This window comes from Okeania sp. SIO2F4, from assembly GCF_010672385.1.
Classification (GTDB): Bacteria; Cyanobacteriota; Cyanobacteriia; order Cyanobacteriales; family Microcoleaceae; genus Trichodesmium.
The window spans coordinates 14,523-32,144 of record NZ_JAAHGT010000030.1 but is presented as its reverse complement, the minus strand read 5'-3'; the positions used below and the strand labels follow the sequence as shown (position 1 = coordinate 32,144).

The window sequence follows — 17,622 nt, the reverse complement described above, 5'->3', positions numbered from 1 at the left end:
TACTTAAGTAGGTAGGTCAAATTAAATAGAAAATGATTGTTGAGAGGGAAAACCGGAACGTAATAACTGTGGATAGTAATTAAACAATTTCTCTGAGCTCATCTGGCATCTGCCTATTGGTTTTATATTTTTTTACACCCACCTACTTGATTACTGGTCAAAAATATTTGTTTGTAGCTTTTTTAGAGTGTGGATATTAGAAAAATCATACCAAATTTTCAAAAGATAGTGAGACTAAAATCCTGTACAAAACTATTTAAGATATTTACATTTATCAGCTCCACCTACCAGTAAAGTCAATACATAGCAAAGTGCGCTGATGTATTTACAATTTTGGTTGACTCAGGATTACTTTAGAGGGTTTGGACTGCAAATATACCAGAGCTCACTGCTATAAGTGCCTAGGTAAAATCAATTACCTTTAAAAAATCTGCTTTTAACTTTGAGAGTATGTATAATTAATTTTGCGTGACTACTTAGCAACATTTTATGAAATTGTTATTACTTAAGCTTAATATGAGTTAATATTGCTCCCACATAACTAACCATTTAAGGTTATTTTTATAGGAAAATTTGCTGCCCGGTGGTGGAAATTTTTAATTATTTTTTTAAGTCAATATCTAAAATTTATGATGACTGTCTAATACTAATTTTATCAAATAATCTGAGCAATAACTAATAGGATTGGGAATAAGATAAACTGAATTTAGGTAAGCATTCAGCCGTCAGCTATCAGCTATCAGCTATCAGCTATGAGTTATTAACTCGTTACCTGGGAAGAAGGAATTAGTAGTCAAGGAGTGAAATATGTTTCGCAGTATTCCGCAGGAAATGAAATATTTCTCTCAGCTAATCTTAGTCTTTGCTTGATTATTTTAACAGCTGTTAACGCAGTTCCTCCGCAGGAGGCTAGCTGAATGCTAATAGCTGAATGCTTACGAATTTAGTATGGTCGTAGCATTAAGAGTTACCTACTACTTAAAACCTCCTACCTAGCATCTGTAAGGGTTTAGTAACTAAACCCCTACCTTAACAATCTTTTTTCCAAATTGTTTAAGCCACCCTAATCTTTTTCTTTCTGAGAATCAATCAATTTTTTATCTTGATTATTTACATCTATTTCTGCTTCTGCTTCATTTTTTTCTTTCGCCTCCATTTTTTCTTGCCAATTATTCAGTTGGTTAAAAAGTTTTTGATTAATCTTAAATACCGGTTTTTCAGACATTGTTTTTTCCTCATGTTGAACAAAAATTAAAATTAGATAGAAGCTATTTTAACTCACCTCTATCTAAATTTATTATAGCTATGAAATAGTTTTCCACAGAGGTAGTATTATTCCTACCAAAGCACCTATAAGTAAAGCTATAGTACTTAAAGAACTAATACCAAACCCTAGAGTTCGTTTCTCCGCTGCCTGATAATAACCCCAAGCAAATAAGATGCGCCCCAATACCCAAATCGAACCTATACCAGCACCCCATACTCGACTAACAAATAGAGAAAAAAGCCATAAAGAAGGTAAAAATACAATTAGTTGTTCTAAAGTATTTTGTTGTACTCTTACTACCCGCTCAAAATTTTTGTCTCCAGTCATTTGAGGCGGCATAATTTTGTATTTAGCTCTAGCTCTACCAACATTGATAGTTATAACAAAATACATTAATAAACTGGCAACTGTGACTAAACTCGGCCATAGAATTGCTTGTGTTTCTAGCATAGCGATCGCTTTTGAAAGATAATCTATATTAGGCAAATATAGTCATATCATAGTTCTGATATTTAGTTTTGACAAGTAAATTATAGCTGCGGTTTTATTTGTCAGGAAAAATTCCCTATTAATACTCAAAATTTGAGCGGTAAAATAGGAATCCCTACTATTATTTTTTAGGGACTATAGTTTTTTTGATACTTTTTGAATATTTGAGTAATGAGCAACGATGATTTTAATATAGCAATCCTAAATAGGTCGCAGGTAATCAAAAAGTAAATAAAAAAAACTGAAACTCCCACCTGTTCCCTGTTGCCTGTTGCCTGTTCCCAGTTAAGTGTTCCCTAAAAAGCAGTAAGATTTTTGACACGAATAAAATAGGATTGCTATAGTGGCAAAAAAACAAAATTAGTATTTGGCAAAAATCAGTGATTTTATTTGCGAGATAAACATTTGATTATCTACGATTGGCTTACCCATAAAACCATCTGCTCCACTAAGCCTAATATAATGTTCACTATCCTGTATAGTGCCAATTGCGGTGACTAACATAATAGACACTTTGGCGGTTTGGGGATTTGCTTTTAACAATTTAGTAATTTCAATTCCATTGATTGGTTTGCCATTATAATAACTATTTTCCAGACAAATATTCATTAGAATAATGTCTGCTTTATTAGCTTTAACAATTTCTATGATTGTTTCTACATCTTCCCTCAGTTGAGCAGCAAAACCACCCAATTTTGTCAAAACTTTTTCAAATACTTTCCAATTAAATGAATTATCTTCTACCACCAAAACATTTGTCATCTTATCCTCTGTTGCTCTGATTTCTGTGATTATTATTTTGCTACATTAATCAAGATTTTTCTACATTAACGTAAGGATTCAGGTATCTCAAACCCAGTTATAGAGAGACTTCTGAAAACGAATGACTCAGCAATTTAAAAGCCTCATTCTCAATAATCAGGAAAATAAAGGCTTGTAGCAATCTTTAATTGAGAATAGGATTTTGAAGGAAATTGCTGGAAATACTGATCCATCAAGATTTATAGGCTTTTCCATAGGACCTGAATACTTACACATTAACAATAAAATGTCTACATATACAGTGCCAATTTGATTAAAAAATGTTACAAAACTGTGTATATATAGATTTGTCGCAAATATTTATCTAAACAGTATAAATTTTAAAATTTCCCGATTAGAAAGTACCTATAATATTACAAAATATCAACTACTATTGAATTGACCTTTCAAAAGATAGAAAATTGCAGGTATCCTAATCAAACAATTGAAATAAAATTTGTTTACTATAAACGGAGTTAGAATTAGTTTTTCTTATTCTCTTTTCTACTTATTTTATAATTATTAAAAAAAACTATATATAATATTTATTTCTGTTATTAACCAGGAGAGCAAAGCTGAATAACTTTTATCAAAAATAATCCAGTTGTTAAATTTGAATATCAAACTTCATACATTAGTTTATGAAGTAATTGCTAAAGTTAATGTTACTCACAAATTATAATTTTTGTTCAATTTTACGACAAATTGCTTATAGCCTTGTTCACTCTATTAATGTATAAAATTTTTGGATTTTAGGGAATAGGAAGAGAAAAAAATACCATACCTCATTAATATTAGAACCCCTATATATTTATAGTGAAAAATAGGTTATTAGTGATTATTTGATTACAAATTATCCGTATTAACACTCAACTATAGACATTTGTGTTGAAAGTATCTCAGTATATTTATCATAAAAAAAATCTGCCCTACTCTCAAATTCTTTACCAAATCTTCATATAAAGCTAAGTGATTCTAGACTATAATCGACCTATAAGGGTGTAACCTATATTTGACAAATTTCTTCCGTCTTGGATATCTATTCCGCCGTGAATATTTGGTTGTAAATACAAATATAAATAATATTTTAGAGTAGTTAAATTTACTACAATTATCTCAAAGATTTGGCTTGAACTACTCTTATTAATATCTTTTAAATCACAATTGAACATAGATTATAAGATTTATTCCAGTAAATATAATAATTTATTTTCACAAAAATTAAGTTTTTTGAAAGCATCTTGAAATTAGTTGATAATTAATTTCAGGGAGTATTATACAAATGTCAAACTATTTATCAACTAAAAATAATCGTAAATCCACCAAAGAAGAACAGCAACTTTATCAGCATTTACAACATTTAGCCCGCCACCAAGAGCCTGAAGATTCGATTGATAATTTTAAGACTCTATTTATTGATGCTTCTGGATACTTTATCCCCGAAATTTGGCAGGCAATGGAAACAATTATTGATGCCGATCCTGAAGAAGAAGATTTTCATAATATCCTCAACAGAAGTTGCTACATATTAATTAACCGTTGGTTACAAACCCCACAACTGCAAAAATCAATTCCAGACTTAGTCAATCTTTTCCAGCTGAAACCAAATCGCCTGGCTACTTGTTGGACTTCTAAACGTATACGGACTTTGACTAGCAGTTTTACTGAAACTGAAAAATATCTGGCCTTAAAACGTTTGGCTCAGATGTTTATCAAAGAAGTTGAAGAAAATTCAAAAATTGAAGATAAGACGCTGGGAAAATTAATTAATCGATATCCATATCTATATGAAAACAGCTTTATCAATAAGGATACCACTGATGAAGAGCGAGAAGAAATTATAAAAATCAGACAAAAGCAGCAACAAAAATATGAAGTAGATTTATCTAAATATATTACTTATCAAAGGTTGCCCAGAAAAAGCAATTCTGTCGAAAATCCTACTCTAATGAAAAACGAAGAATTAAATGATGCTATCCAATATTTCACTGGAAAAGTTGATGGTCGTCAAACATTGCGAAACGAAGCTGAAATGTTTCGTTGCTATTGTGACTTAACTTATTCTTATCGCAGTTTTAAAGATGGTTTATATGAATACTTAACTGATACAATTGACTATAGTTACGGCAAACGAAAATTTAATCATAAACTATATCATAAATTGCAAAATACCTTGTCTCAAAATAATAGTAATAAACCTAATGATTTTCTAATTTTAACTACTTGTAAAAAGTTATTAAATTTTATAGTTATCGATAGTCTAGAAAAACCTAAACATTTTGTTTTTTATGACTTAATTAATAATCTGGGGACGATAAAAGTTATTGGTATGTTATTAAAAATTGTACTCTTTTGTCGCCAAGCTAAACCTCATTTAGAACAAAGGTTTTCCATTCTGTTTAACCATTATCAAGGATCGACTTCTGGTAAGGTTTGGTGGCTAGTTAAATCTATGGAGACTCTCAATGTTGCTTTAAGCACTAATTTCGGAAAAATTAACCTCTGTTGCTTTTAATAAATACCGATTCACTTAAATATAGTGAAAGTAATGGAGAAAGAAGAAATAAGAAGTAAGAAAGTTTAATATCATGTCGGGTAGCATCGTTTTTGACTGTTTACTTTTAACCCTTAACCTTACTTATATTAACACCATGAACGACGAAATGATATTTTTCATTCAAGAAAATAGCCAAGGAATTATAGCGCTTTTCATTAACATAGAATACAGAAATTTTGGCTTAAAGGCACTAGAAGCGATGGGATACCGCGGGGTGCGACAGACCCAAGCGGTCATATCTTACGGGGTGCGTTAGACGCAAGCGATGGGATAGCGCGGGGTGCGACAGCTCGCTTGCGGAACGCGCACCAAGATAGGGAATGCTGACCAATATAGGGAATGCGCACTCCTGTGAGGCAGAAGCAATGCAAGTCAACATTTTGGAAAATCGCTATAAACAATATTTCAAATTGTCAAAAAAGGAAAAAATTTGATTTTTCCTAATAGACATCTCCGAAAATAGTCGAACACTTACTATAACTATCTTTTGGGGAGCGATCGCTACCTCTCTAAGATAGTTAATTTTGATCGTAAAATCAGTGTTATAGATATTTACTATTTACATTGCAGCTCAAAATAGGCATATCATTTCAATAATTGCTATCTCCAGTTAGGTTAGTTTAATACTACAAAATCAATGTACCTATTCGTAATCTAACAAGACCACAAATAGTCATAATTATTTGTGTATATAGCACTTCCCATACTTGTGAGGTACAAAGTTTTTTAACTTTAGGAGTCAGGAGACAGGAGTCAGGAGACAGGAGTTAAATATAAGATGTATTAGGTGTACCTTATGACTATGGGAAATGCTATATTTCTCAGGATTTAGTCTAAATCTTTCTTGGGCTACCCGCGCAGATTTTTATTAATCTAATTATATGTTCTACAAAAATTCTTTGAGCAGCAAGGTCTTTATTTTGACACTTTTCTTGACTGGTTAATTCTTGATTTTTGGGCTTTTTTTTAGGTGTTTTTATTGCTGATTCTCCCACATAAGCTTTATCCCCATTAAATTTTTGTTTTTCAGATAATTTTTGTTGTGTCTCACGAAAAAAATTTATGTCACTCTTTTTTCCTGGTTTTCCAGCTTCGACATCAACAATATCTTTACCTAAAGGTAACACAATTACCTGACTTTTTCTCGTAAGTATGGGAAAGTTATTACCAAAACTTTAGCAAATTTCAACCCCAAACAAATCCCAAACTCTCTTGATAAATAGAATGCTGCTCATAAAGACGGCTATAAACCTAATGCTCGAAAACTTAGAGAAGTTTTTACCAATCACACAAAACCTCTTTATCCAAGGATAAAAAACTTGTCCTCTAAGGTTTATCAATACGCTTTCATCAACTTAGGTGAAGCATTTAAAAGATTCTTTCAAGGGTTCGGTAAATATCCAAGGTTTAATAAGAAAGGTAAATCTGATTCCTTCACAATTAACAACTGTGGAAAATCAATAGAACTTAATGATTGGTGTCATAAATTACCTTTTATTGGTGTTGTGAAAACCTATGAACCTATTGAAGCAATAACTAATTTAATCACCTTGGTATCTTAGCTGTAGCCTTGAATTTAATTCAGACCCCACACCCAACAAAACTGAAGTTGTAGATGTAGATTTAGGCATTAAGACATTAGCAACTTTAAACACGGGAGAAGTTTTTGTTAGCCCTAAGTCCTATAAGCTCTTTGAGGCTAAACTCTCTAGATGTCAATATCTAAATCGTCACAAAGAAATAGGTTCTGCTAACTGGCAAAAAGCACAACTTAAAATTGCCAAACTGCACACGAAGGTAGCTAACATTCGTAAAGACACGCTCATACGTAAGCCTTGAACCACGGCACTGTTGTCATAAAAGATTTGAATGTTCGCGGTATGTTAACTAACCACAAATTAGCTAGCAGGAGTTAGCAGATAGTAATTTTATGAATTTCCGAGACAGCTAGAATATAAAACACGATGGCATGACTCTGAATTAGTAATCGTTGATAGATTCTTTCCATCATCAAAAACTTGTTCAAACTGCGGTCACGTCCAAGATATGCCCTTAAATATCAGGAATTACGATTGCCCCGAGTGTGGGTTGTCAATGGATAGAGATTTGAATGCAAGTATAAATTTAAAAAATGCGGTCAGCTCGATCGTTAATACCTGTGGACGGAGTGCTGCCGACAGTTCCGGTGGAAGGCGGTCAGACCCCGCGTCGGCGTAAGACGCAAGGGAATGCTGACCAAGAGACAGGAAGTAAACAGTAAAATATCCCTATATGACCTTTTATATCGGTTTTATGAAGCAGTATAAGGCTAAGTTGAACAGTAGCTCTGAGGGACAATAAAAAGGCCAAACTGGAAAGTTCACTAACTTAGTCCACTCTAGAACTGTGGCCTTTGCTCTGAAGCGATTATTTCCTCTGTTACAATCTAATTGTGTGAATTGATTTTCTGTTTTAACGTAGTAAAGTAATTAGCTAATCAAGTCAATTTAAAATTAAATATGACTATCTATTGAAGGTAGGGATATTGGCAAAAAAATTTAATCGAATAAAACATTCAATGGCTCGAATAGCTAAAAACTAAATTCTGAATATATTCTATTTATCAATACAAACTGGATTATGGCTATACCAATTGTTAAACGTTATTTAATTGCTTTAGAGCAATACAAGTGGGTGGGAGTAGCAACTTTCGCAGTAGCAGTAGGTGTTTCAGGAATAGTTGCTTTGCAGCCAGTTCCTGAACCAAAACATACAATTCTAGGTACATTGAGGAGTATTAGTCCTCCTATATTATTTTCTAATACTGGTAGTACAATCCAAGAAAGAGCTGCGGCAGTTACCCCAGATATGTTGCTAAATGATGAAGTTAGACAGGCAGCAGCAGAAAAGGTTTTGGTAGACCCAAGAAAGCTGAAGGGAGCACAATTAGTTGTAAAATCAGGTATATACTATGTATCTTATGAAGATACAGATGCAGAAAAAGCTGTAGAAGCAGTAGATGTACTGATGGCAGAAATCGTCAAGCAAAGCAGAAAAATTAATGCTACTTATCAAACAACTATTATTGATGAAGTAAAAAAACGTTTGCCTGGAGCAATTGAAGAATTGAGAAACGCTCAACAGGAACTAAAGAAATTTGAAAGAGACGAAGAAGCTTTGTTGATCACATCAAGAGCTGCTGCTTTACCAGCAGCGATCGCAGGTGTCCGACAACAACAAACTCAGATTAAGTTAGAGTTAGAAGGGGTAGAAGCTCAAATTAATAGTTTAGAGGAACAGTTAGGGTTAACTGCAGATCAAGCTTATGTAGCGCGCGCACTCGCTGCCGATCCAATTATAGCAAATCTCCGAGTGCAGTTGTATCAAGTAGAAAATGAGTTAGATAAGTTATTATTAGATTTTACAGAACAATATCCACCTGTAGTTGAGTTGCGTAGGCAAAAACAAGTTGCAGAAAAACAACTACAACAACGTGCGGCAGAAGTTTTAGGAGGTAATGGTATTGCAGCACCATTGAGACAGGTAGATCAAATTCGAGTTGATGCTTCTTTAGATCCTACAAGACAACAGTTGTCAGAAACCCTAATTTCTCTGAAAGCTCAAAAGGAGCAGTTAGAACGACAGCTACAAACAACTATTGAAACTGAGAAGGAATTGGAAATTGAGTATAAAACTATCCCTGATAAGCAATTAGAATTAGCTAATTTACAAGAAGAAGTTGCTTTGAAGAAGTCTCGTCTTGATAATATGCAAACTACTTTAGAAGATGCTGAGGCAGCAGAGGCAGAGATAACTAGCAGTTTAGCCATTGCTCAAAAAGCTGTTGTTGCTAAGAAAGGTGAGGTAGGAGAAAAAAGTATGCCTTTAATGATGGCAGTAGGAGGACTAGCAGGGATAGTTGTTGGTGGAGGTTTAATTTTTGTCTTGGGAATGCTTTCTGGCAAGTTCTATTCTTGGGAAGAAATCAAAACAGCTTTAAAGGAAAAAGATGTGCCGTTATTGGGTTTGTTGCCTGATGTGATGCTTTTTGACCTAGATATAGATATGGATCTAGAGAAAATGCCTTTGTTATTGGAGCGTAATTCACCTTATCTACAATTCTATGAAAAGTTGCGGACAAATTTGCACCGTCAGGGAAGTCAAACTCCAAAAGTTTTGGTCTTAAGTAGTGGAGCTAAAGGAGAAGGGAAAACATTTTGTGCTTATAATTTGGCGATCGCTGCTGCACGAGCAGGCAAACGAACACTGGTCATCGAAGCAGACTTAAGGTCTCCATCAAACGCTGAGTCTCTCAAAATTCTTCCTCATCCACATAGCTATGCTGAACCACTTCGTTATTATGGGGATATTAATGATTGTATTCGACAAGTACCAGAGATAGAAAATCTTTATGTGGTACCTAGTCCTGGTGTTGTCAAACAACCAGGAAGAATCATTGAATCAAGTGAAATGCAAAGGCTGCTTTCGGACTCGCGACATCGTTTTGACTTTGTTATCCTAGATGCTCCTTGTATGACTCAGAACAATGATGCTTTTATTCTAGAGCCATATACTGATGGGATGATTATTGTGACTCGACCACAGTATACTCTATCAGGTATGTTGACAGAAGTTATAGAACAGCTAACAAATGATGAAGAGGATGAATCTACTAAGTCTGGTCCTAAGTTTTTAGGAGTTGTGGTCAACGGGGCCGATCTTCCTGTAGAGTTTGCATTGGAAACATTGGATTATTTGGATCTCTCTGAACCACAGATTGCTGATTCACCTAAAACTAGCATTGGAGCTACAGCATCTACAGCAGGAGTGGTAACCCAGGTTAATAGTTAATAATAGCTTTTATAACTGTAGAGACTTTGATTTCAAGGTCTCTACTACACCTTAAATTTAGGATAATTTAATTTGAATCGTATTGTCGATCGCTATTGCCTCTTTCTTCTTTTCAAATCAATTATTTAATGATTATTTTTTTCCTGCTTAATTTATTGTTGAATCCCTTCTACTCCCCAAACAGGAGCTTTTTGTGCTGCTCTTAAAATAAATGCACCCATTTTTTCTACTACTTCTTGAGACATCCAATTTTCAGTAACTTGACGACAGAAATATGTATAATCACTGCCATCATATATCATCGGGTTTCTGAAAAAAGCAACTAAATTATCAAGATTGTCTCGTGGTGGTGTTGCTCCCTCTAGGTTTTTTAAGGATAGAGATATTGGAGGGTTGACTAAATTTGCTCCTCCTACATGACAGTTGAGACAATTTTTGGCAAACATTTGTTTTCCATCAGATAAATCTTCAGCAGAAAACTTCTTTGTTTCACCTTGCTCGTTCAGTTTTATTTCTACTGGTTGTTTAGCATCTAAATATCTTTCTACATAAGAATCTACAGCAGCTTGAGCTGATTGAGTATTAAAAATTATTACCTGAACAATAATCAATATTGTTAGTATAAAACGAATTAGTAATGATTTATTCAACATACTACTTTTATTATTTTGGTAACTACAAATATCAAATATAAATAACAGATTTTAGATTAGGGTTTAATGAAGAGAAAACCAAATCAAATTTTTTTGTCTCCCATCAAAAAACCAATAATCTAAAATCATTAATCAATATTTCAAAGAAAAAAGAATTTTAACGGTAGATTTTACCGCCTCCCCACTGTTTGCCTAGAACTTTAGGTTGTACTAAAATGTAACCAGCGATCGCGTATAAATCATCCTCTGTGAGATTTCTCATTTCTGGGTAAATATCAGCACTCTTAATGCTGGGGTGAAATTCAGATATCTCGGTAAACCCATCATAAGTAGTAGGGTTTTCCATATAGTCTATCAGACCTTCTATGTTATCTCGTGCTGGATAGGCCAATGATAAAACTTCTGGGTCTAGAGAAACATCAGGATTTGTTTTAGTAATTCCTCCTACATGACACTGAGAACAAACATTATTAAATTCCCTTCTGCCTCTTGTGTATTCCTTAATAGTAAGTACGACTTCTTCACCATCCTCATTGAGAGGCAAAGTCCGATCGTTATCAGTTAATTCGGCAGCAGTGGCACTGTTGATGAACGTTTGAAACGTTAGGAATATTATGGTAACTACAGCGATGAAAAATTTTTTCAAGTTTCTTCTCCTTAAAACTGGCAAGTTAATCAACCAACACAGATATGTTCATTAATGGAAATATTTCCGTAAAAACCTGAAGTAACAAAACTTCAGATTTATTGAACTTTGATCTAATTTTTATTTATCAGTGTTCAAGTGTCAATTAGTCAAGTATTTAGCTAGTTTTATTAGGAATCAGACTTTCGTTGTTGGGCCAATATGTGAGACATGATTGCCTTAGCATCCTCTAAGGCCAAACGGGTTTGAGAATGCTTATAAGATATCCCCATTTGGTCACAAAGACGAAGCACCTCATTTACATGGACATTAAAGTCTTCTGCTATTTCTTGGATTGATATATCAGCAAAACCCATAAATTTTTTTCACTCTATTTATTAATTAGATCGAGCCAGCTAAAAAATTCCTTTGAAGCTCCCAGAATTTAATTCTGAGGTGTAGCTTGAATCTTATTCTCATTTGTCAAGGAATTATGCTGTTCTGTCTGAAGGGGTAAATGACAATATGGTCCGGCTTCTAATGACTCGGCAGAACTAAGGATCGCAGAATGAGGTTTATGAAGGCGAATTAACTGAGCCAAAGTTTTCTTTAATTGGGTACGAGGTACAATTGCGTCTACAAAACCATGTTCCAATAGATACTCAGAAGTCTGAAAGTTGTCGGGTAACTTTTCACGAACTGTTTGTTCGATAACTCGTCGTCCAGCAAAACCTATTGTTGCTTTGGGTTCAGCGATAATAATATCTCCTAGCATGGCAAAACTGGCAGTTACGCCACCTGTAGTCGGATGAGTTAAAACTGGAATGTATAGCAGTTTAGCTTCTCGATGCTGTTCTAGGGCACCAGATATTTTGGCCATTTGCATTAGGCTCAACATTCCTTCTTGCATTCTGGCTCCACCAGAAGCACAAATAATTACTACGGGTAAACTCTCTTGAGTAGCTTTTTCAATTAATCGGGTCAGTTTTTCTCCAACAACTGAACCCATACTTCCTCCCATAAATCCGAAATCCATAACTCCCAAGGCCACAGGTTCAGTTTCAATGTTACCGATACCTGTTTGTACAGCATCTAGAAGTCCAGTTTTTCTTTGATATTCTTGGAGGCGATCGCTGTATGCTTTGCGATCGCGGAATTTCAAAGGGTCTGTTCCTCTGACTTGTTCGTTAATTGGCATCCAGGTGTTACCATCTATCAACTGCTGAATCCGCTCTTCGCTAGATACTCGTATATGGTGTCCACATTCTAGGCAAACCATTTGATTTGCTTGGAGGTCTTTTGTGTAAGTTAGAGTGCCACAAGCTTCACATTTGAGCCAAAGTCCATCAGAAATTTCTCGTTCAGGTCTTTGTTGAGAGTTCTGGGCTGATTTTTGTCGATTTGCAAACCAATCAAATAGAGACATTAAAATATTTTTGAATTAATTATTTAGTGATTAAATTTTTGGTAAAGCCCGGTATTCTATACCTATTCAGGTAACTTGTCTAGTAACAGAGCTATAGTACCACAGGTTAAGGTTAGAGTAATATTTTAAATTCTGGATTGATACACTGACGAAATACCTTGCTATACTATCGCAATTCTATATCCTAAACTTCTCTTGGTTGACTATAAAATTAAAGATATTTTTGTAACGTTTGGAAAAGTTTGGCTTGATGAGTGTTGATTTAGCCTATAGTTTTATATTTATATGATGATGTTATTAGTTGTAGCGTCTCTCAACTCCGAGACTATGGCCAAAATCCACTGTTTTTTAAAATCAGGATAAGAACCCAGGGAAAAATATATTAAGGTAAGTAGATAATATATTGCTACCCCAGATAACTGTCAAACCAGCCCCCATTGCTAAAAACGGTCCGAATGGCATTGGTTGTCGTCGGTCTAGTAAACCTAGGGCGATCGCTCCTCCGCCGACAAATGCTCCCATAGCACAGGCAAGAAAACAAGCTAGTAGTAAATATTTCCACCCTAACCAAGCTCCTATCATTGCTGCTAGTTTGGCATCTCCTCCACCCATAACTGTTTGCCCAAAAGCTATGGAACCAAATATAGATATTAAGTCAAGGAGCCATAGACCAACTACTGCTCCAATAATACCTACCATTAAATAACTGACTAGATTATTGACTTGAAAATTTGTCTCTAATGTGGTAGTTATTTGAAAACCTAAACCTAAGATTAATCCTGATTGGGTTAGAGGATTAGGCAATGTCATTGTGTCCAAGTCAATTATAGACAAAGCTAGTAGCCAACTAAAAAAAGCCCAATAGCCTAGAGTCGAGATGGTAATCCCAAATTTCGAGAAAACAACTAAAAATAGTAAGGCTGTCATTAATTCGACTACTGGATAGCGGATAGAAATAGGATTTCGACAATGTCCACAACGTCCGCGCAACCATAGCCAACCAAATATAGGGACATTTTCTGTGGTTTTTAATCGACTATGACATTGGGGACAGTGGGATGGAGGCCAAAGTATAGATAGTCCTGCGGGTATCCGATAGATAACAACGTTGAGAAAGCTACCGATGGATGCGCCCAGGGCAAATACAATTAGAACAAATAGCCATATTTTGAGTAAGTCCATATAATTCAATAGAGTTAAATTAAGGATTTTTTGAAGAGGCAAGAAGGAAGCAGGAAGTAGGAAGGTAGATGAGTTTATAGTATAGATACAGTTCAAGTTCAGTTAAGGATTTTTTTCTTTTTGCTGTAATCTGAAAAAATAATCTAATAGTTTCATAGTTTATAAGTTTTGGTCTTATATGAACTCTATTGCCATATAATTATCAAAAGTTCAAAGTGATATTTATCTATTTTGAGATTGCTTTCTTCCAATATTTTCCAATTGCTTTGAGTATAGTAAATATTACACCAATATATTTATTAAGTTAATCGGTATAGTGTACCAATTGCCCATAAGGTGATAGCTGATAGCTAAGTGCTTAAATCGAAGCTAATTTATCAATAAATTTTTGATTCAATGAATTCTACAGGGACAAAAAATTCACCTGGTAACAAAATTGGCTGTTGGGAGAATATTAGACCAGCTCGATAACTAACGGGACTAATGGCTACGCCTAGGGGTGGTCTAACTTGGTCAGGATGGGTCTCTAGATAAGTGCGATATAGTAGTTTTGCTAATTTTTGTAGGGATGGAGTCAGTAATAGGGCAATATTTGAATCTGCGTACTTTACTGGTCTTTTTTGTGTAGCGTTTACCACGAGAAATCCTGATAGATATTTATAGATATAGTTGCTAATTTTTGATGCAGCACATTTCATTTCAGTGAGGTACAGCTTTTTTGACGTACTCCCCGGCATAAATAAATGCACGGGGATTCTCAGGCGGATGTTACGAAGCGGGATAAATCCACGCTTCTCCACCCTTTTTCCTGTTTCTTAGGCTCTTAACTAGACCGTTTCTAGTCCCCGTCAGACCGCCTCCCCAGGCAACTTCTTTAACGTCCAAGATGCGCCCCACCTCAGACACCCCTCTATTTCTCACAATCAGCGCGGAGGCCACGTCTCGATGAGTCATATAACCACATTCAGGACAAGAATGAACTCTCTGAGTGAGTTTTTTCTTCCCTGTATGAGCACTGCAATTGGGACAAATTTGAGAAGTATAATCTTTATTGACCTTCCCGAAATAGACTCCTCGCTTCCAACAAACCCATTGCAGGATGGTGACAAACTGACCGAAACCTGCATCTAAGGTATGTTTTCCCCACATTCCTTTGGCCCATGACTGAAAATTAAGGTCTTCAACAAAAATCATTCCTGCTTGGTCGCATAAATGATGGGCTAACGTGACATCCTCCCGACGCTGACCCTACGGGTACAGCGCGGGCTTCCCAATCTCGCAATTGGGTATTCCTGCCCCACGCCACTTATCTAGGTCATAGACCCCCGACAGACCGACTTGACAGGCTGTTTCCGTTCCCCAGAGTCCCTGGGCTACTACGTTTTCTAGTCCACGATGCAAAACCATCTCTGCTGCGGCATGGTCACGATGCGTTCGATACCCACATTCAGGACAATCATGCGCTCTGACTTCCAACCCTTTGCTGACCGTCGCAAAGCAGTTAGGGCAGGTTTGGCTGGTGCCGTTGGGGTTGACCTTAGCGAAGTAGACACCTCGTTTCCAACACACCCATTCCGTTAGAGACAAGAATTGCCCAAAGGCAGCATCCACACAATCTTTTCGCAGCATCCCTCGCGTCAACCCTTTGGTATTGAGGTCTTCTGCAAAGATAGTTTGTGCTTGGTCACAAAGTTTGTGAGCCGTCTTCAGATGGAAGTCTTTACGACAGTTTGCAATCCAATGGTGCATTCTGGCAACTTCGATTTGCGCCTTCTCCCAGTTTTGAGACCCCTTTTGTTTTCGCGTCGCTCTGCGTTGCAGCAATTTCAGCTTGCGCTGCTTCGACTTGAAAAACTTAGGACGCTCCTGGAAGCTGCCATCGGAAGCCGTCAAGAATCGCTCCAATCCCAGGTCAATCCCAATCGCTCGACCATGCACGGGCGCATCGGGAACCGATACCTCCGATTCAATGGTGACGACCACATACCATTGGGTTCCTCGCACCCTGGACAGTACCCGCACCTGCTTTACCTTGAATCCGTCAGGGATGGGGCGATGCAGGTTGATAGGCACTTCCCCGATTTTCGGTAGCTTGATAGCGAATCCGTTGATGGGGTTGCTTTTGAACTGAGGAAACACAAAAGACTTGAATTGACCAAACTTTTTGAAGCGCGGAAATCCATGACCCCGCTTCTGAAAAGCTTCCCAGGTGTCGTGCAGTCTACGAATAGTAGTCTGCAACACCTGAGAATGCACCTGGCCCAAACGCGGGAATTGCTTCTTAGCTTTGGGCAGGTTGTTTTGTTGACGATGGTAAGACGGGAATGGCTCATCGGCAGGAATGATGTACTCCTTCTCCAACGAGCACCTGTCTACCAGACCAGATCGCGAAGCAATCCAGTCTTTGAGTTCGTGCAAAGCGTAGTTATACACGCCTCTACACGTCTCAAGCCAATCCAAAAGTTCAGTCTGTTGGTTGGCATCTGGATAGATTCGGTAGGTGTAGTTCATCGTCAGCATAGCTGTAGTTTACCACAAGCTATAGCTACTGGTAAATGCTTGTCTCATCGGCATCGAGCCGAATCGACAAGCGCGGGGAGTCCATGTATCCCGACGCTGATGCTACGCATACAGCGCGGGACTTATAGCTCCCCGAACCCCTCATTAGTTAAAATGGAAGTCTTTTCGAGTATTGGCAATCGTTTCGTGTAAACGAGCAATAATCTTGCTTAACTTTTGCCAGTTATTTGACCCAATCTGTTTCTTCTTGAGTCTGCGTTGCAGTAATTTCATCTGGCGGTGCAAACTGTTAAAGAATCTGGGTCGTTTAATTAATTCTCCCTCTGATGTGGCTAGGAATTTATCGAGTCCCAAATCAATCCCTATGGGATAACCATGAGGGGGGACATCGGGAACATCCACATCACACTCTAAACACAGAGCGACAAAGTAACCACTGGCTTTTCGGATGATTCGGGCAAGTTTTACCCTAAACCCTTCAGGAATTGCCCTCGATTTAATATATTCAATTCGCCCCAATTGAGGGAGTTTCAAATAAATCCCCTGAACGCAGTTTTTTAGCATTTGTGGGAACACAAATGAGCGCATTCGTCGCGCTTTCTTAAAGCGAGGGAAACCCATCCCTTTGCGTTTCATATCGACAAAGGCTGTCTCTAAGGTTTTTAAGACTTGCTGTAAAGCCTGAGCATTAACGGTTTTGAGTTCGGGATAATCTTTTTTGGCTTTCGTTAGAGCTTGACATTGTCGGGCATAATTGGGATAGGGTTGGTCTGCTGGAATGATGTACTCACCAAATAGGGAACAAGCGTTAATCGGTGACTAAAGAAGAGCGAATCCAATCTTTGCGTTCGGCTAGAGCGTAATTCCAGACACGACGGCACACTTCCAGAATGCGCTCAATTTCTTGAGCCTGTTGTGGAGTGGGTTTGAGTTTAAATTCGTAAGTCAGATTAAGCATCTACAAATTGTTGAATAAAAAGTCATGTATGTAGGCAAGTAACCCCATCTAAATTAAAGATATCACAATTTTCGTGAGGATGCAACCGAAAATCCTTTGACACGCCATTTTTTTTTGGAGCTTCATAAAATGAAAATGTTTGTGATTTTCCACTAAGGAAGTACAGATGGAAAGATTTTATGATGGGAAAAATCCAATCTTAAAAGTAGGGGAGATAGGGAGAATTTTTCAATCTTTTTCTGCAAGTGCTTTTTCTCAAGGACAACTCCTGCTAAAAAATTGAATCTTGGTAAAGATACCAAATGGGTTCTATA

The 17,622-nt window shown here is 36.6% G+C and carries 16 protein-coding genes and 3 pseudogenes; 6 read left to right on the top strand and 13 right to left on the bottom strand.

Annotated elements, in window-relative coordinates; translation table 11 throughout:
- Positions 1-1,063: 1,063 nt before the first annotated feature.
- The 3 genes from F6K22_RS03650 to F6K22_RS03640 all read right to left on the bottom strand — a co-directional run bounded on the left by F6K22_RS03650 (position 1,064) and on the right by F6K22_RS03640 (position 2,518).
- Positions 1,064-1,225: a hypothetical protein gene (locus tag F6K22_RS03650; RefSeq protein ID WP_293093385.1), complete on the bottom strand. Its 162-nt coding sequence runs from the start codon at positions 1,223-1,225 to the stop codon at positions 1,064-1,066.
- A 78-nt stretch (positions 1,226-1,303) separates the two neighbouring features.
- Positions 1,304-1,717: an MAPEG family protein gene (locus F6K22_RS03645; protein ID WP_293093389.1), complete on the bottom strand. Its 414-nt coding sequence runs from the start codon at positions 1,715-1,717 to the stop codon at positions 1,304-1,306.
- Positions 1,718-2,116: 399 nt separating this feature from the next.
- Positions 2,117-2,518, bottom strand: coding sequence for a response regulator (locus F6K22_RS03640; protein WP_293093383.1), 402 nt, complete (start codon positions 2,516-2,518; stop codon positions 2,117-2,119).
- A gap of 1,321 nt (positions 2,519-3,839) precedes the next feature.
- Between F6K22_RS03640 and F6K22_RS03635 the strand changes: the two genes are divergently transcribed.
- Entirely contained in the window at positions 3,840-5,072 is a 1,233-nt protein-coding gene (locus F6K22_RS03635; protein WP_293093381.1) for a hypothetical protein, read from the top strand.
- Between the two features lie 875 nt (positions 5,073-5,947).
- On the opposite strand, the gene F6K22_RS03630 is transcribed toward F6K22_RS03635, so the two are convergent.
- Positions 5,948-6,241, bottom strand: a complete 294-nt coding sequence (locus F6K22_RS03630) for a transposase family protein (RefSeq protein ID WP_293093379.1) — start codon at positions 6,239-6,241, stop codon at positions 5,948-5,950.
- 192 nt (positions 6,242-6,433) lie between these two features.
- Here F6K22_RS03630 and F6K22_RS03625 point away from each other — a divergent pair, with 192 nt between their 5' ends.
- The 5 genes and pseudogenes from F6K22_RS03625 (at position 6,434) to F6K22_RS03615 (ending at position 9,944) form a co-directional block, all read left to right on the top strand.
- Positions 6,434-6,676: a hypothetical protein gene (locus tag F6K22_RS03625; RefSeq protein ID WP_293093377.1), complete on the top strand. Its 243-nt coding sequence runs from the start codon at positions 6,434-6,436 to the stop codon at positions 6,674-6,676.
- Positions 6,677-6,707: 31 nt separating this feature from the next.
- Positions 6,708-6,953 (top strand): annotated as a pseudogene (locus F6K22_RS41700) (transposase); the annotation flags it as partial.
- Positions 6,954-7,052: 99 nt separating this feature from the next.
- Positions 7,053-7,229 (top strand): annotated as a pseudogene (locus F6K22_RS43015) (zinc ribbon domain-containing protein); the annotation flags it as partial.
- A gap of 16 nt (positions 7,230-7,245) precedes the next feature.
- Complete coding sequence (locus F6K22_RS03620; RefSeq protein ID WP_293093375.1) at positions 7,246-7,374, top strand: hypothetical protein; 129 nt, start codon at positions 7,246-7,248, stop codon at positions 7,372-7,374.
- Positions 7,375-7,733: 359 nt separating this feature from the next.
- Entirely contained in the window at positions 7,734-9,944 is a 2,211-nt protein-coding gene (locus F6K22_RS03615) for a GumC family protein (protein WP_293093373.1), read from the top strand.
- A gap of 152 nt (positions 9,945-10,096) precedes the next feature.
- Here the strand turns inward: F6K22_RS03615 and psbV2 are convergent, their stop codons facing one another.
- The 9 genes and pseudogenes from psbV2 to F6K22_RS03570 all read right to left on the bottom strand — a co-directional run.
- Entirely contained in the window at positions 10,097-10,597 is a 501-nt protein-coding gene (psbV2, locus tag F6K22_RS03610; RefSeq protein WP_293093371.1) for a photosystem II cytochrome PsbV2, read from the bottom strand.
- A 157-nt stretch (positions 10,598-10,754) separates the two neighbouring features.
- Complete coding sequence (gene psbV, locus F6K22_RS03605) at positions 10,755-11,243, bottom strand: photosystem II cytochrome c-550 (protein ID WP_293093369.1); 489 nt, start codon at positions 11,241-11,243, stop codon at positions 10,755-10,757.
- Positions 11,244-11,413: 170 nt separating this feature from the next.
- The gene (locus tag F6K22_RS03600) at positions 11,414-11,599 is read right to left on the bottom strand and encodes a translation initiation factor IF-2 N-terminal domain-containing protein (protein ID WP_293093367.1); all 186 of its coding nucleotides are present in this window, start codon (positions 11,597-11,599) and stop codon (positions 11,414-11,416) included.
- Between the two features lie 68 nt (positions 11,600-11,667).
- A complete protein-coding gene (gene accD / locus F6K22_RS03595; protein WP_293093365.1) occupies positions 11,668-12,648 on the bottom strand; it encodes an acetyl-CoA carboxylase, carboxyltransferase subunit beta in 981 nt (326 codons plus the stop codon).
- A 354-nt stretch (positions 12,649-13,002) separates the two neighbouring features.
- Positions 13,003-13,830 carry a prepilin peptidase gene (locus tag F6K22_RS03590; RefSeq protein ID WP_293093387.1) on the bottom strand — a complete coding sequence of 276 codons (828 nt, stop codon included), beginning with the start codon at positions 13,828-13,830 and terminating at the stop codon, positions 13,003-13,005.
- A 377-nt stretch (positions 13,831-14,207) separates the two neighbouring features.
- Positions 14,208-14,528 (bottom strand): hypothetical protein, encoded by a 321-nt coding sequence (locus tag F6K22_RS03585; RefSeq protein ID WP_293093363.1) that lies wholly within the window; start codon positions 14,526-14,528, stop codon positions 14,208-14,210.
- A gap of 70 nt (positions 14,529-14,598) precedes the next feature.
- Positions 14,599-15,024, bottom strand: a complete 426-nt coding sequence (locus F6K22_RS03580) for an RNA-guided endonuclease InsQ/TnpB family protein (protein ID WP_483244107.1) — start codon at positions 15,022-15,024, stop codon at positions 14,599-14,601.
- A gap of 54 nt (positions 15,025-15,078) precedes the next feature.
- Positions 15,079-16,341 carry an RNA-guided endonuclease InsQ/TnpB family protein gene (locus F6K22_RS03575; protein WP_293093361.1) on the bottom strand — a complete coding sequence of 421 codons (1,263 nt, stop codon included), beginning with the start codon at positions 16,339-16,341 and terminating at the stop codon, positions 15,079-15,081.
- Between the two features lie 159 nt (positions 16,342-16,500).
- A pseudogene (locus F6K22_RS03570) lies at positions 16,501-17,308 on the bottom strand (RNA-guided endonuclease InsQ/TnpB family protein); the annotation flags it as partial.
- Positions 17,309-17,622 lie beyond the last annotated feature (314 nt).